This window comes from Halomonas sp. HK25, assembly GCF_047795635.1.
Taxonomy (GTDB): Bacteria; Pseudomonadota; Gammaproteobacteria; order Pseudomonadales; family Halomonadaceae; genus Halomonas.
In genome coordinates, this window is the sequence record NZ_CP181044.1 from 4175599 (window position 1) to 4190066 (window position 14468).

Annotated in this window: 13 protein-coding genes; 9 read left to right on the forward strand and 4 right to left on the reverse strand. The window is 65.3% G+C overall.

Features of this window, described 5'->3' with window-relative positions:
• The first annotated feature begins 108 nt into the window (after positions 1 to 108).
• From ACM26W_RS19640 to ACM26W_RS19660, 5 genes are all read left to right on the forward strand, one after another.
• Complete coding sequence (locus ACM26W_RS19640; RefSeq protein ID WP_416138637.1) at positions 109 to 1887, forward strand: chloride channel protein; 1779 nt, start codon at positions 109 to 111, stop codon at positions 1885 to 1887.
• An 89-nt stretch (positions 1888 to 1976) separates the two neighbouring features.
• Positions 1977 to 2408 carry a protoporphyrinogen oxidase HemJ gene (gene hemJ / locus ACM26W_RS19645; protein ID WP_416138638.1) on the forward strand — a complete coding sequence of 144 codons (432 nt, stop codon included), beginning with the start codon at positions 1977 to 1979 and terminating at the stop codon, positions 2406 to 2408.
• Between the two features lie 5 nt (positions 2409 to 2413).
• On the forward strand, positions 2414 to 3262 hold the full coding sequence (gene thiD, locus ACM26W_RS19650; RefSeq protein ID WP_416138639.1) for a bifunctional hydroxymethylpyrimidine kinase/phosphomethylpyrimidine kinase: 849 nt from the start codon (positions 2414 to 2416) through the stop codon (positions 3260 to 3262).
• A gap of 109 nt (positions 3263 to 3371) precedes the next feature.
• Positions 3372 to 4661 (forward strand): glutamate-1-semialdehyde 2,1-aminomutase, encoded by a 1290-nt coding sequence (gene hemL / locus ACM26W_RS19655; protein WP_416138640.1) that lies wholly within the window; start codon positions 3372 to 3374, stop codon positions 4659 to 4661.
• A 67-nt stretch (positions 4662 to 4728) separates the two neighbouring features.
• Positions 4729 to 5985 carry an AAA family ATPase gene (locus ACM26W_RS19660; RefSeq protein ID WP_416138641.1) on the forward strand — a complete coding sequence of 419 codons (1257 nt, stop codon included), beginning with the start codon at positions 4729 to 4731 and terminating at the stop codon, positions 5983 to 5985.
• Positions 5986 to 5999: 14 nt separating this feature from the next.
• On the opposite strand, the gene ACM26W_RS19665 is transcribed toward ACM26W_RS19660, so the two are convergent.
• On the reverse strand, positions 6000 to 6698 hold the full coding sequence (locus ACM26W_RS19665; protein ID WP_416138642.1) for a LuxR C-terminal-related transcriptional regulator: 699 nt from the start codon (positions 6696 to 6698) through the stop codon (positions 6000 to 6002).
• Positions 6699 to 7065: 367 nt separating this feature from the next.
• Between ACM26W_RS19665 and rdgB the strand changes: the two genes are divergently transcribed.
• The 4 genes from rdgB (at position 7066) to ACM26W_RS19685 (ending at position 10571) form a co-directional block, all read left to right on the forward strand.
• On the forward strand, positions 7066 to 7677 hold the full coding sequence (gene rdgB / locus ACM26W_RS19670; protein WP_416138643.1) for an RdgB/HAM1 family non-canonical purine NTP pyrophosphatase: 612 nt from the start codon (positions 7066 to 7068) through the stop codon (positions 7675 to 7677).
• Complete coding sequence (hemW, locus tag ACM26W_RS19675; protein WP_416138644.1) at positions 7674 to 8843, forward strand: radical SAM family heme chaperone HemW; 1170 nt, start codon at positions 7674 to 7676, stop codon at positions 8841 to 8843. The genes rdgB and hemW overlap by 4 nt, the downstream gene beginning before the upstream one ends.
• A 96-nt stretch (positions 8844 to 8939) precedes the next feature.
• Positions 8940 to 9617 (forward strand): OmpA family protein, encoded by a 678-nt coding sequence (locus tag ACM26W_RS19680; RefSeq protein WP_416138645.1) that lies wholly within the window; start codon positions 8940 to 8942, stop codon positions 9615 to 9617.
• Positions 9618 to 9722: 105 nt separating this feature from the next.
• Complete coding sequence (locus ACM26W_RS19685) at positions 9723 to 10571, forward strand: 23S rRNA (adenine(2030)-N(6))-methyltransferase RlmJ (protein WP_416138646.1); 849 nt, start codon at positions 9723 to 9725, stop codon at positions 10569 to 10571.
• 100 nt (positions 10572 to 10671) lie between these two features.
• Here the strand turns inward: ACM26W_RS19685 and mnmE are convergent, their stop codons facing one another.
• From mnmE to rnpA, 3 genes are all read right to left on the reverse strand, one after another.
• Complete coding sequence (gene mnmE, locus ACM26W_RS19690) at positions 10672 to 12039, reverse strand: tRNA uridine-5-carboxymethylaminomethyl(34) synthesis GTPase MnmE (protein ID WP_416138647.1); 1368 nt, start codon at positions 12037 to 12039, stop codon at positions 10672 to 10674.
• 123 nt (positions 12040 to 12162) lie between these two features.
• Positions 12163 to 13851 (reverse strand): membrane protein insertase YidC, encoded by a 1689-nt coding sequence (gene yidC, locus ACM26W_RS19695; RefSeq protein WP_416138648.1) that lies wholly within the window; start codon positions 13849 to 13851, stop codon positions 12163 to 12165.
• A gap of 184 nt (positions 13852 to 14035) precedes the next feature.
• Positions 14036 to 14458, reverse strand: coding sequence for a ribonuclease P protein component (gene rnpA / locus ACM26W_RS19700; protein WP_416138649.1), 423 nt, complete (start codon positions 14456 to 14458; stop codon positions 14036 to 14038).
• Between the last annotated feature and the right edge of the window lie 10 nt (positions 14459 to 14468).

Sequence of the window (14468 nt, forward strand, 5' to 3'; positions counted from 1 at the left end):
CACTCCTTCCGTTTGGCCTGACGCTGGGCGCTCTGATGATGGATATGATACACAAGAGGCAGGGGCCGACCCAGCCGGCCCTGTCACTGGCCGAACAGGAATTTCGCCGTGCCGCGTTTCTCACTGCCGGACCTCAGCCTGGAGGGCTTCCGCCAGCGCCTGGCCAGCGTCGACGCCCTGCCCCAGCTCTGCGTGTTGGGGGTGGTATCGGGGCTGATCACGGGCGGCCTCATGGTCGGCTTCCGGTTGCTGATCGACCTCGGCGCGCTGGCCTTCATGCCCGGCGGTGACCACGAGGCCTTCGAGGGACTCTCGCCCCTGATGCGTTCCCTGCTGCCGATCCTGGCGGTCACCATCGTCGGGGTGCTGCTGTGGCGACAGCCCGAGAAGGCTCGCAAGATGGGTGTCGGCCATGTGATGGAACGGCTGACCTACCATCAAGGCCGCTTCCCGCTGCGGAACTGGCTCAATCAATGGTGGGTTGGCGTGGTCACGGTGCTCGGTGGGCTTTCTGCCGGCCGCGAGGGCCCGGCGATTCATCTCGGTGCGGCCGCCTCCAGTGGCCTCGGTCAGCAGCTGCGGCTGCCCCACAACAGCCTGCGGGTGCTGGTCGCCTGCGGCACCGCCGCGGGTATCTCCGCCTCTTTCAATACGCCCATCGCCGGGGTCATCTTCGCCATGGAGGTGGTGATGATGGAGTACACCATCGCCGGTTTCATGCCGGTGATCCTGGCCTCTACCATGGGCGCCGTGGTGGCTCAGCTGGTCTACGGCACCGAGCCGGCCTTCCAGGTGCCCACGGTGAGTCTCGGCTCATTCTCCAACCTGCCCTGGCTGGTGGTGACAGCGCTGGTGATCGGCCTGCTGGCGGGGCTCTTCATCCACGTGGCGAGAAGCGACTGGATCAAGGGGATGCCGGTTTGGCTGCGCCTGGGGCTGGTGGCAGTGGCCACTGCCTTGGTGGCCTGGTGGTACCCCGAAGTGCAGGGCATCGGCTATGACAGCCTGGAAGCATCGCTGACCGGGGACCTGGCGGTGGACGTGCTGCTGGCGTTGGTCGTGGCCAAACTGCTGCTCACGGCGCTGACCGTGGCCAGCGGCATTCCCATCGGCATCATCGGCCCGGTACTGGTGGTCGGTGCGGCGGCGGGGGGGCTGATGGGGCTGCTCGGCGGCTGGATCTGGCCTGCGCGGGGCGCGGATCCGGGGATCTATGCCATGCTCGGCATGGCGGCGATGATGGGCGCGGTGCTGCAGGCACCGCTGGCGGCGCTGATGGCCCTGCTGGAGCTGACCCACAACCCCAACATCATCCTGCCCGGTATGCTGGCGGTGGTGGTCTCCTGCCTGACCTCCCGACAGCTGTGCCGCTGCGATGGCTTCTTCATCAGCGCGACCCGTCACGGCCTGCACCCGCTGCAGCAGCCGCTGATGCAGGCGCTCTCGAGGGTCTCGGTGCCGGCGGTGATGGAGCGAAGCCTGGAGCGTACGCCGCGCATGGTGACCCGTGAGCGAGCGCGGGCGCTGCTGGCGCGCAACCCGATCTGGATCCTGATCGAACGCTCCAGCGACGACAAGCCGACCCTGGCGCTCAAGGCCGCCGACCTGGCGCGCTGGCTGATGGCGCCTGTGCCCGAGAAGCAGGCCAACGAAGAGGCACGAGAGCAGGAAGAAGAAACGCTGATCGACCTGCTGGAGATTCCCGGCCTGCGCCTGGAGCTGGCGCCCATTCATCTTCAGGCGACGCTCTCCGAGGCCTTCGACCGCCTCAACGACCAGGCGGTAGATGCCCTCTACGTGGAACACGGCAACCGCCCGAAACAGAAGCGGATTTCCGGTATCATCACGCGGGGCGCCATCGAGCGGTATTATTCCTTCAAGGACTAGTCCTTCGGGGGTTAGTTCGTCGTTTAGGAACCAGTACCGACACCCACGGCGCTCGCGCCCTTTCCGCCACTCTCCCACGAGGAGCCTGCATGTATCTGTGGATCAAGGCCCTGCACCTGATCGCCATGGTGACCTGGTTCGCCGCCCTCTTCTATCTGCCACGCCTCTACGTCTATCACGCCATGGCGCGTGACCGCGGCGAGCAGCAGGCGATCGACCATTTCCTGGTCATGGAGCGCAAGCTCTACCGGGGGATCATGACCCCCTCGATGATCGCCGTGCTGGGATTCGGCGGTTGGATGCTCTATCTGATGCCCTTCTGGCTCAGCCAGGGCTGGCTGCACGCCAAGCTTCTGCTGGTGCTGGTGCTGGTGGCCTACCACCATGTCTGCCTGATCTATCTCAAGCAGCTGCGCGACGGGCGCTGCACGAAGAGCCATGTGTTCTTCCGCTGGTTCAACGAGCTGCCGGTGATCGCCCTGCTGATCATCATCTTCCTCGCCGTGCTCAAGCCGTTCTGATGGCGATGAGCGACAAGGTGACGCCACACCTGCCGGTGGTGCTGGTGCTGGCAGGCCACGACCCCACCGGAGGCGCCGGGCTGATGGCCGATGCGGAGGCGATCGCCGCCTGCGGCGGCTGGGCCCTGACCATTCCCACGGCACTGACGGTCCAGAACTGCCGTGACGTCCAGGCGGTGGTGCCCTGCGATCCGGATACCATGCGCGCCGCCGCCGCGGCGCTGGATGACTTCGAGATCGCTGCCATCAAGGTGGGCCTGGTGGCCGATCTGGCCACCCTGGATGCGGTGACCGATATCGTGCGGCGTTTTCCCGGCGTGCCGGTGGTGGTGGACCCGGTGCTCAGGGCCGGTGGTGGACAAGAGTTGTCCACAGCCGAGCTGGCGGATGCGTTCCGCGAGCGGCTGCTGCCACTGGTGGATATCCTGACGCCCAATCGTGACGAACTGGCCCGGCTCTCCGCCCAGGCCGACGAGGAAACCGAGCGGGTGGTGGAACTCATGACCCTGGGCTGCCAGGCGGTGCTGGTCACTGGTACTGATACACCGGCTGCCGGCACTCCGGGGGACCGCGTGGCCCACACCTTGCACACGCCTGATCAGAGTCGCCAATGGAGCTGGCCCCGCCTCGCGGGCCGCTACCACGGCTCCGGCTGTACCCTGGCCGCAGCCCTGGCGGCGAGACTGGCGGCCGGTGAGTCGCTGGTGGTCGCCTGCGAGCAGGCCCAGGCCTTTACCTGGCAGGCCCTGGCTCACGCCTGGCAACCTGGCACCGGGCAGGCGCTGCCGCGTCGCCTGTGGCGACTGCCCGTGACGCCGGTCAAGGGAGTGGACGAGGCGGCATCTCAGGGTTGAGCCGAAGGCTGGCCATCCCCTGCTCGAACGCAGAGAATGGGGGGCAGTCGGGTGGCCATGATCAGGTTATCCAGTGAATTATCCACAGCTTTCGAGGACGAGACATACCATGACCACATCCGCCGAACTCTTCGAACGGGCCTGCCTCCATATTCCCGGTGGCGTCAACTCGCCGGTGCGCGCCTTCAAGGGGATGCAGCGTCCACCGGTGTTCATGGAGCGCGCCCGGGGCGCCTACCTGTTCGATGTAGAGGGCAAGTGCTATGTCGACTATGTGGGCTCCTGGGGGCCGATGATCACCGGCCACGCTGACCCGGACGTCCTGGGAGCAGTGCGAGAGCGGCTGGACAATGGGCTATCGTTCGGCACCCCCACGGCTATCGAAACCACCATGGCGGACCTGATCTGCGAGATGATCCCCTCCATGGAGATGGTGCGCATGACCAGCTCCGGCACCGAAGCCACCATGTCGGCGATACGCCTGGCCCGCGGGGTCACCGGCCGCGACAAGATCGTCAAGTTCGAGGGCAACTACCATGGGCACTCCGATTCGCTACTGGTCAAGGCGGGCTCCGGTGCCCTGACCCATGGTGAGCCCAGCTCCCCCGGCGTGCCGGCCTCCCTGGCCGAGCACACCGTGACCCTGCCCTACAACGACATCGATGCCGTGGAGCAGTGTTTCGAGGAGATCGGTGACCAGATCGCCTGCATCATCGTCGAGCCGGTGGCCGGCAACATGAACTGCATCCCGCCCCAACCGGGCTTCCTGGAGAGCCTGCGGCGTGCCTGTGACGCCCACGACAGCGTGCTGATCTTCGACGAGGTGATGACCGGCTTCCGGGTGGCCCTGGGCGGTGCCCAGGCCCACTACGGCATCCATCCGGACCTCACCTGCCTGGGCAAGATCGTCGGCGGCGGCATGCCGGTGGGCGCCTTCGGCGGCAGCGAGACGATCATGTCCAACATCTCCCCGCTGGGCCCGGTCTATCAAGCGGGCACGCTCTCCGGTAACCCGCTGGCCATGGCGGCCGGCATCGCACTCCTCACCAAACTGCGCGAGCCCGGCTTTCATGATGCCCTGGCCCAGCGGGTCGAGACCCTCTGCCACGGTCTCCGGGAGCGTGCCGAGGCCGCCGGCGTGGAGATGATCACCCAGCACGTGGGCGGCATGTTCGGCCTCTTCTTCACTAGCCAGAGTCGCGTCGACAACTTCGCCCAGGCCACCGCCTGCGATGGCGATGCCTTCCGGCGCTTCTTCACCGCCATGCTGGATGAAGGCGTCTACCTGGCCCCCTCGGCCTATGAGGCGGGATTCATGTCCAGTGCCCATGCACCGGAGGATATCCAGCGCACCCTGGATGCCGCCGAGAAGGCCTTCGTGGCCATGCAGCAGGCCTGAGGCCACCGACCACAGCCACGACGTTATCCACCACACTGTTTCTCACCACACCATCAGGAGACTCGTGATGCCTCACTCCTCCGCTGTGCCCCCCGGGTCCTGTGATGCCAACGAGAGCCTGGAATCGCTGGTGGATGCCCTGGTGGGCTACCACCGCCTACCCCAGGCCGCCGCGATGGACGGCGACCCCACCCGGCCACTGGCGGAGATGGCACGGGAGGAGCTGGCGGCCATCCGTGGAGGCCTGCTGGACGAGGAGGAGTGCCTGCGGCTCGATCAGCTCGGCGAGTGGCTGGAGCAGGACCTGGTGCGCCTCAAGCCGCTGCTTGAGGAGCGGCGCGAGCGCCTGGTGACCAGCTGGGCGCTTGCCCATCCGGACAGCCGCCTGTGCCACGAGGGGAGGACCCTGCTGGCCAACGCCATCGGCCGTGATCTCGGGGCTCCCGGCAGTGAACTGCCGGCGGATCCCGCCAGCGATCTGGCGGCTCTGCTGGTGGGGCTGGAGGCACGCGGGGAGTCCGCGCTGACGCGCCTGGCGCTGGACCGCTACTTGCGCCTGTCGGGGGACTACCCCCAGGCTCGGCTGCTCTCCCTGTTCGGCACCTGCCATGCGCTGAGCGGCGCCCGGCGGTCCCTGCAGCGGCGTCCGGCAGCCGGGCAGGACCCGGAGCACCCGGCCAGGCTGGCGGAGAGCATGGCAGAGTGCCGACACTTCTTGGCGTTGGCCGAGCGCATAGCCGAGTTCCGTTTTCCGCCGCTGGTGATCGCCGTGGGCGTGTCCGGCAGTGGCAAGAGCCGCTTCACTTCGGGGCTGGTCAGCCGGCTGGGAGCGATCCGCGTCTGCTCGGATGCGGAGCGGCGGCGGCTCCACGATCTGCCTCAGGAGAAGGCCTATCCACAGGCGCCGGCGGTGCCGCCGGCTGTGGATATCTTCAGTGAGGCCGCCACCGAGCGAACCTACCATCAGCTGGCGAGCTATGCGGGAATCCTGCTCGATGCCGGTATTCCGGCCTGTGTGGACGCCGCCTGCCTGAAACGCTGGCAGCGCGACCTGCTTCGCCAGCAGGCCGAGGCCCGCGGCCTGCCCTGTCTGGTGGTCAGCTTCGAGGCCGATGAGGCCACGCTCAGGCGGCGCATCGAGAAGCGCGCCCGCCGTCAGGATGTGGAGGTGGCCGACAGCCTGGTGCTACTCGACCATCAGCTAGCCGAGCTGGAGCCTTTCGGTGACGAGGAGCGCCTTCACCTGTTGCATCTCGATACCACCGCGGACAACGCCGCGGAGACGCTGGTCGACCTCATCGAGGAGCACGTGAAGCTGGTCTGAGGTGCTGCGTGGGTTCAGTCCTGGCCTTTGGTATGCCCGACCGGTCGTCGTGGGTGATTCTTATCGGGCGGGGGCGGCACGCCCAGGTTATGGCGTGCCCAGTTGACGGCCTGGATGCGGTTGTGGACATCGATCTTCCGGAAGATGTTGTAGAGATGTGACTTGACGGTGTGCTCGCTGACGAAGAGTCGGTCGGCGATCTCACCGTTTGAGGCACCCGAGCCAAGCAAGCCGATGATCTCCAACTCGCGGTGGGTGAGCCCGCAGACGGGCCGGTAGGAGTTGAGCTGCTGGCGCCGAAGGAAGGAGATCATGCGGGTCATCAGCGATCGCGACATCCAAAGCTCACCGGCCATCAGTGCCTGCAGTCCCTTGCAGATCATCTCCAGGCTGTCACTGCGGTAGAAGACACCCTGCAGGTGGAGAGCCGAGAGGGTCTGTATCGCGTGGTCCTCGTCCTTGAGGTTGAAGGCGGCCAACGAGAGACGCTCGTCCTCCATGGCCCGAGCGTGCCACTTCTGCATGAGGTCTTCGCCAATATGGTCGACATCCAGCAGAATCAAGGTGGGCTGAATATCACGAGGCTTCCACTCGCTTCCAGGCGGCAACACGGTGATCTCGCAGGCCACATGCTGATGCAGGTAATCGATAAAAAGCTGGCACTGGGGGCTGTTAGCCGTGACCAACAGTAGCAAGTTTCTGCTCTGATCCATGTCTGCCCTCCTTGAAGTATGGCCAGGTGGTTTAGTCCCGGGGCATGGAATGGGTAATCTCTAGTTATCAGCCTGCAGTCTTGGTCATTTTGTAAATTTTCGTTACTAACGATTGGTTATAAAAAAAATACTTTTAATTCTTCTCAGTCGGTGAATGCGGGTAGCCAGAGTGAAATCAGGTGGTTGCCCAGCCAGAGACGCGCTGGAGAGCCCCATCCCGTGAGGAAAAACCAACCTACCATCATGATATGCGTCATACCATTTCCCGCAGCGAGACTGAGAGTGGGCTGAGAATCGGACTCAGGCGTTTCCTGATTCTCCGTGTGGCCCTAGAATGGCAGGCCGTGAATCGGCAGGAGTCCCTAACATGACCTCGACCCTATTGATCCTCGCCAGCGGCAACGTCGGCAAGCTGCGTGAATTTCATCAGCTGCTGTCGCCGCTGGGCTTCGAGGTCAGGCCCCAGGCGGAGTATGACGTCCCCGAGGTGGAGGAGACCGGCCTGACCTTCGTCGAGAACGCCCTTCTCAAGGCGCGTGAGGCGAGTCGCGTCAGCGGCCTGCCGGCGCTGGCCGATGATTCGGGGCTGGAGGTCAGTGCCCTGCACGGGGCCCCAGGGATCTACTCGGCGCGTTTTGCCGGAGAGCCGAAGAGCGATGCGCGCAACAACGCCCGGCTTCTGGAGGCCCTGGCCGAGGTTCCCGAGGGGCAGCGCAGGGCTCGCTACTGGTGCGTGCTGGTCTACCTGCGACACGCCGAGGATCCCGTGCCGCTGATCGTTCAACGCTGCTGGGAAGGTGAGATCCTGGCCCATCCTCGCGGCGAGGGTGGCTTCGGCTACGATCCGCTGTTCTGGCTGCCGGACCAGGCCATGAGTGTGGCTGAACTGGCGGCGGCCGAAAAGAACCGCCTGAGCCACCGCGGGCGTGCCCTCCAGGCGCTGGTGGAGGCGCTGGGCAGGGTCCACGAGCCGCGATGATGTCCCTGCCGCCCCTCGCTCTCTACGTGCATGTGCCCTGGTGCGTGCGCAAGTGCCCCTACTGCGACTTCAATTCCCACGGCGTTGGCCGGGGAGCCGAGCTGCCGGAGACCGACTATCTGGCGGCGCTGCTGGCCGACCTCGATGCTGATCTCCCCCTGGCCGAGAGTCGGGAACTGGCCAGTATCTTCATCGGTGGTGGTACCCCGAGCCTGATGTCCGCCGGGTTCTATAGAGCCCTGCTGGCCGGTATCGCCGCACGGCTGCCCATGGCCCGTGATATCGAGATTACCCTGGAGGCCAACCCGGGCACCCTGGAGCGCGGGCGCTTTGCGGGCTATCGTGAGGCTGGCATCAACCGGCTCTCCCTGGGGGTGCAGAGCTTCCAGGATGCTCAGCTTCAGGCGCTGGGTCGCATCCACTCCGGCCGTGATGCCGAGGCGGCGGTGGCCGAGGCGCGCGCGGCGGGCTTCGACAACCTCAACCTCGACCTGATGCATGGGTTGCCGAGACAGACGCCTGAGCTGGCCCTTGCCGACCTTGAACGGGCCCTGGCGCTGGCTCCCGAGCACCTCTCCTGGTACCAGCTCACCCTGGAGCCCAACACCGAGTTTCACTCCCGGCCGCCGCGGCTGCCCGAGGAGGAGGTGCTTTGGGATATTCAGGACCTGGGGCATGAGCGGCTGGAGGCCGCGGGCCTGGCTCGCTACGAGATCTCGGCCTATTCCCTGCCCCATCGGCGCTCACGGCATAACCTCAACTACTGGCGCTTCGGTGACTACCTGGGGATCGGCGCCGGCGCCCATGGCAAGCTGAGCGCTGATGATGGAGACGCTGGCCTGGTCATCGAGCGGCGCTGGAAGGCCCGCCAGCCGGAGGCCTACCTGCGCCGGCAGCACGATCTCAAGGGTTTCGTGGCCGGCCGCAGTCGGATCGAGGAGAGCGAGCTCGCGCTCGAGTTTTCCATGAACGCGCTGCGCCTGGTTGAGGGAGTCTCAATGAAGCGTTGGCGAACCACCACGGGCCGTTCATCGGCCGTGCTCGAGGCTCGCCTGGCCAGTGCCCGTAAAAAAGGACTTCTTGTGGAAGATGGCGATCGACTGCAGGCATCGCCTCAGGGTCTATTATTCTTGAATGAACTACTGGCGCTGATTGGCATGGAGTGACCGGTCCGCCAGACTCATCGCAGCCCGTGTAAATGATGAACTGCCCGGCAGGTATTCCCTCCGGGCCACCCAATGACTGAAAGGAAATCTGATTTCATGATCAAGCCCATTCGCTTCTTCGTTCCGCTTGCCGCCGCCGCTCTGCTGGTGGGCTGCGCCACCACCGACCCCTATTCCGGCCAGACCCAGCGTTCCACGACGGGCACGGGTGCCGCCATCGGTGCCGCCGTTGGGGCCGCGGCCGGTGCGCTGAGTGGTGACGGCAGCACAAGCCGCCGCGACCGGGCCCTGATCGGTGCCGCCGTGGGCGCTGCCGCCGGTGCCGGCGTCGGCGCCTACATGGATCGCCAGGAGGAGGAGCTTCGCCAGAGCACGCGGGGTACCGGCATCGAGGTCGATCGTCGCGGCGATGATATCGTGCTCAACATGCCGAGCAGCGTGACCTTCGGTTTCGATTCCAGTGAGCTCACCATGAGCGCCCGCAACGCTCTAAACGATGTGGCGCAGATCCTCACCCAGTACACCGATACCCGCGTCAATATTGCCGGCCACACTGACAGCACCGGCAACGCGGACTACAACCAGCGCCTCTCCGAGCGCCGCGCCGAAGCCGTCGGCAACTACCTGGGCCAGTCCGGCGTGTCTCGCAATCGCCTCAACATGACCGGCTACGGGCAGACCCAGCCCGTCGCAAGCAACGCCAGCGAGGAGGGGCGTGCACAGAACCGTCGCGTCGAGATCACCCTCTCGCCGATCGAGAGCCAGTTCCAGTGATCCTCGGCTAGCGCCTCCACTGCTCTTGTATCCGGGGCCCGTCACTGGGAAGTGGCGGGCCCCTTTTCATTGTCGATTGCCTTGCCGATTCACGGACCGTCTTCCATGCTTTCCTATCAGCACGCCTACCACGCCGGCAACTTCGCCGACGTCCACAAGCACCTGACCCTGCATGCGGTCATCGATCATCTATTACGTAAAAAATCTTTTATTACGTATTTAGATACTCACGCCGGTCGCGGCCTCTATCCTCTGGATGCCACAGAGACCAATCGACTGCAGGAGTACCGGGAAGGCGTCATCCCTCTCTGGAAGGACCGCCAGGCGCTGGCGAACGAACCGCTGCTGAGCGACTGGCTGGCGGCGTTGGCTCGCGCCCAGCCAGATCCCGCGCATCTGACCCACTACCCTGGCTCCCCCTGGTGGATGGGCCATCGGCGGCGGACGGGGGATCGACAGTGGCTGTTCGAGCTGCATGCCGGTGAGCACGAGCATCTGGCACAGCAGCCGTTATCCGAGGCGGTGGCGCGTATCCACGGCGATGGCCTAAAGGGACTGCTGCAGCGGCTGCCGGTCAAGACGCCGAGGCTCTGTGTGCTGATCGACCCCAGCTATGAGCGCAAAGGGGAGTATCTCGAGGTGGCCGAGACGCTGCTGGCGGCGATGCGCAAGGCACGCCATGCGGTGATGCTGGTGTGGTATCCGCTGTTGCCGGCGGGCCGCCACCGCGAGCTGCTGGAGGGCGTCCGCGAGGGGGGGCTGCGCAAGGTCTGGTACGGCGAATTTACCCGGCGGACGCCCACTGAGGGCGAGCGAGGCATGGTGGGCAGCGGCATGCTGGTGGTCAACCCGCCCTGGGGCCTCGATGAGCGGCTCGCTGCGGCGATGGCACCCGTGGTGGCCCGATTGGGCGCTCCGGGGAGCTATCGCAGCGGTTGGTGGGTGGAGGAGTGAGAGGGGGATTATTTTCCGATGCAGAAGCTGCCGAATATCTCGCCTGGCAGCCTTCGCGTGAGGCGGCGCTTCAGCGCCGACTGCTAGGCACTTTTGAGTGCTATTTTCCGATGCAGAAGCTGCCGAATATCTCGCCTAGTAGGTCGTCGGCGCTGAACTCTCCGGTGATCTCGCCCAGCGCCTGCTGGGCGTCGCGCAGGTCCTCGGCCAGCAGTTCACCGGCACCGTATCCCGAGAGCTGAGCCCCGCCGTTCTCCAGGGCCTGGCGCGCCCTGTCCAGGGCGTCCAGGTGACGCCGCCGGGCCGAGAAGCGCCCCTCGGTGGTGCTGGTATAGCCCATCACTTCCTTGAGATGCGCCTTCAGGTTATCCACACCCGCGCCGGTTCGGGCGGAGAGCCGAACGACTGGGGTGGCTGTGGATAACTCGATTCCAGGAGCGTCTCGGATCGTGTCGATCTTGTTGCGTACCAGCGTCAGTCGCGTCGGGTCCGGCAGCCGGGCCACGAACTCGGGCCAGATCGTCATGGGGTCAAGAGAAGCGGTGGTGGCGGCATCCACGAGCAGAAGTACCCGGTCGGCCTTCTCGATCTCCGCCCAGGCCCGTGCCACGCCGATCTGCTCCACGGCGTCCGGAGTGTCGCGCAGGCCGGCGGTGTCGATGACGTGCAGCGGCATGCCGTCGATATGGATGTGTTCGCGCAGCACGTCCCGAGTGGTGCCGGCGATATCGGTGACGATGGCGGTTTCCTGCTCGGTGAGGGCGTTAAGCAGACTGGACTTGCCGGCGTTGGGCCGTCCAGCGATGACCACGCTCATGCCCTCGCGCATCAGCGCACCCTGGCCGGCGGCGGCGCGCACCGCCGCCAGTTCCTCCATCACTTCGGAGAGCCGCTCGGCCACTTTGCCGTCGGCCAGGAAGTCGATCTCCTCCTCCGGAAAATCGATGGCCGCCTCCACGTAGATACGCAACTCGATGAGTCGCTGCACCAGCGCCTCGATTCGGCGCGAGAAGTCTCCCTGCAGGGAGCGCAGGGCATTCTCGGCGGCGGCCCGGGAGCTGGCGTCGATCATGTCCGCGATCGCCTCGGCCTGGGCCAGGTCGAGCTTGTCGTTGAGGAAGGCGCGCTCCGAGAATTCCCCGGGACGAGCCAGGCGAGCGCCGAGCGCCACGCAGCGCGCCAGCAACAGGTCCATGATTACCGGGCCACCGTGGCCCTGGAGCTCCAGCACGTCCTCACCGGTGAAGGAGTGGGGCCCGGCAAAGTAGAGGGCGATGCCCTCGTCGATCACGGCCGATTCGCCCTGGAAAGGGCCGTAGTGGGCGCGACGGGGAGGAGGGCAGTGGCCCACTACCGCCTCGGTGATCGCGGCGCACAGCGGCCCCGAGACGCGGATGATGCCGACGCCTCCCCGGCCAGGGGGCGTGGCGAGGGCGGCGATGGTGTCCAGGTCATGGAGGCTGGCCATGGGAATCTCCTGATGGTGGCGGGGTCATTGTCCGTTTCGAGTCCCACAAACGCCAGACCCCCGCAGGGGCGGGGGTCTGGTAACGGCAAACAGACTGCCGGCTACTTGGTCTTCACGCCGTCGCTATTTGGTCTTCATGCCCTTGCCGACGCTGGGGTCGTTCTCGATCTTGCGCGTGATGGCGAACTGCTGGGCGATGGAGATGATGTTGTTCACCACCCAGTAGATCACCAGGCCGGCCGGGAACCACAGGAAGAAGAAGGTGAAGACGATGGGCAGCATGCGCATGATCTTCGCCTGCATGGGGTCCGGGGGCGTCGGGTTGAGCAGCTGCTGCACGAACATCGAGGCGCCCATCAGGATCGGCAGGATGAAGAACGGGTCCTTCACCGACAGGTCCTGGATCCAGAACATGAAGGGCGCATGGCGCAGCTCCACGGACTCCAGCAGCATCCAGTAGAGGGCGATGAACACCGGCATCTGTACCAGGATCGGCAGGCAGCCACCCAGAGGATTGATCTTCTCCTTCTGGTAGAACTTCATCATCTCCTGGGACATCTTCTGGCGATCGTCGCCGTACTGCTCCTTGAGGCGCTGCATCTCCGGGCCCAGCTTGCGCATACGGGCCATGGACTTGTAGGCCTTGGCGGAGAGTGGCCACAGCACCAGCTTGACCACGATGGTCAGGAAGACGATGGACCAGCCCCAGTTGCCGATCAGGCTGTGTATCTGGTCGAGAAGCCAGAACAGCGGGTTGGCGATGAACCACAGCCAGCCAAAATCCACGGTGAGGCGCAGATTGGGAGCCACGGCTTCCAGGTAATCCTGAACTTTGGGCCCCATGTAGAGGGTCGCACCAAGGCGCGCCTCGCTGGCGGGAGCCAGGGTGCTGACCGGACCGGCAAAGGCCGCCACGTTGCGGTTCTGCGAGTCTGTGGTGGCGTAGTAGAGGTTCTGCTGGTTCTGGGATGGCGCCCAGGCCGAGACGAAGTAGTGCTGGATGATCGCCACCCAGCCGCCCTGGGCGTCGACGTTGTCGAAGCGACCGCTCTGGATATCGTCGAAGTCGACCTTCTCGTAGCGACTCTCCGGTGTGGAGTAGGCCGCGCCGAGGAAGGAACTCATGCCCATGGCCACGCCGCTGGAGGGGTCCGGGCTGTTGTCGCGGGCCAGTTGGCCGATGAAGCGAGCGGTGACGGGCGCCTCGGTGTTGTTGGCCAGATAGTAGTTGACGTCCACCGCATAGCTGCCTCGCTCGAAGGTGAAGCGCTTGATGACGTCGATGCCGTTGACCTCGGCACGGAGGTCGACCTCAAGGCGATTGTCATCCTCGGCCAGGCGGTGCTCGGTATGCTCCGGTGTAAAGGCGATGCGGCCGGCCTGACCATCGAGCTGGAGGCCGGAGCGAGCCACATAGCTGCGGGTCCCGCTGTCCGAGAGCAGCACGTAGGGCCTGTCCGAGTCGAGCGTCAGCTTGTGCTGTGGCAGTGCCGCGTAGACGATGTCGCCGCCTTGGGGGTCGATACGCAGGTCCAGCACATCGGTGATCACGGCGATCAGGTCGCGGCCACTGAAAGGAGTGCTCGCCTCGCCGGGCATCGCCTGACTGACGTCGCCAGAAGCGCTGGGCGTCGCCGGGACGGCCAGGCCATCCGGATCGGACTCTTGGGCCTCACCATTGGCTGAGCTGCTGGTGAAGCTGGGGGCCTCGGGCTCAGGGGAGACCTGGCCATAGTCCTGATTCCACTGAACGACGATCAGGTAGGCGAGCACCGCCAGGGGGATCAGCAAGAGGAGTCGTTTTACGTCCATGAGGGTTCTGCCCGATGGGTGGTGAACTTGCCGAGGGCGAGATGGAAAACATCTGCCCGAGATAGACAAAAGCCTGCCAAGGGCAGGCTGGATGCCGAACACGGACTATCGGCGGGGGTGCCGGCAGACTCAGGAAGCACCATGGAAAGAAACCTCGACATGGTGACGACTCCTGGCTGACCTGTCATCCGCCCTGACTGGCGTTCGCGCTGGGTGTCTCGACCGGTGGCTGGTCTTCGGCTGAGGCGGCTTTTCTTGCCTCACGCTCCAGGCGACGCCACATCCCGTGCAGTTGACGATACAGGATCTCGTTGTCCAGATCCCCCACGCCTCGTCTGGCCATGAGCACGATATCCACCCCCGGCAGACGCTGCTGCTGGTGGCGAATCGATTCGCGAGCGAGGCGTTTGAGGCGGTTGCGGTCGACGGCACGGCGTAGGTTCTTCTTGCTGACGATCAGGCCAAGACGAGGATGCCCGAGCTCGTTGGGCGTCGCCAGGGCCATGAGGCCCTTGCCGTGAACCTTGAAGACCGCGGTCTCGAAGACCTGCCGGTAGTCCCCAGCCGTCAGCAGACGCAGACGGCGGGGGAAGTCATGACGGGACACGTGCAGTCCG

Excerpts from the sequence above, each read along its gene's own strand:
- hemJ (WP_416138638.1), top strand. The coding sequence starts at position 1,977 with ATGTATCTGTGGATCAAGGCCCTGCACCTGATCGCCATGGTGACCTGG.
- thiD (WP_416138639.1), top strand. The coding sequence starts at position 2,414 with ATGAGCGACAAGGTGACGCCACACCTGCCGGTGGTGCTGGTGCTGGCA.
- hemL (WP_416138640.1), top strand. The coding sequence starts at position 3,372 with ATGACCACATCCGCCGAACTCTTCGAACGGGCCTGCCTCCATATTCCC.
- ACM26W_RS19660 (WP_416138641.1), top strand. The coding sequence starts at position 4,729 with ATGCCTCACTCCTCCGCTGTGCCCCCCGGGTCCTGTGATGCCAACGAG.
- ACM26W_RS19665 (WP_416138642.1), bottom strand. The coding sequence starts at position 6,698 with ATGGATCAGAGCAGAAACTTGCTACTGTTGGTCACGGCTAACAGCCCC.
- rdgB (WP_416138643.1), top strand. The coding sequence starts at position 7,066 with ATGACCTCGACCCTATTGATCCTCGCCAGCGGCAACGTCGGCAAGCTG.
- hemW (WP_416138644.1), top strand. The coding sequence starts at position 7,674 with ATGATGTCCCTGCCGCCCCTCGCTCTCTACGTGCATGTGCCCTGGTGC.
- ACM26W_RS19680 (WP_416138645.1), top strand. The coding sequence starts at position 8,940 with ATGATCAAGCCCATTCGCTTCTTCGTTCCGCTTGCCGCCGCCGCTCTG.
- ACM26W_RS19685 (WP_416138646.1), top strand. The coding sequence starts at position 9,723 with ATGCTTTCCTATCAGCACGCCTACCACGCCGGCAACTTCGCCGACGTC.
- mnmE (WP_416138647.1), bottom strand. The coding sequence starts at position 12,039 with ATGGCCAGCCTCCATGACCTGGACACCATCGCCGCCCTCGCCACGCCC.
- yidC (WP_416138648.1), bottom strand. The coding sequence starts at position 13,851 with ATGGACGTAAAACGACTCCTCTTGCTGATCCCCCTGGCGGTGCTCGCC.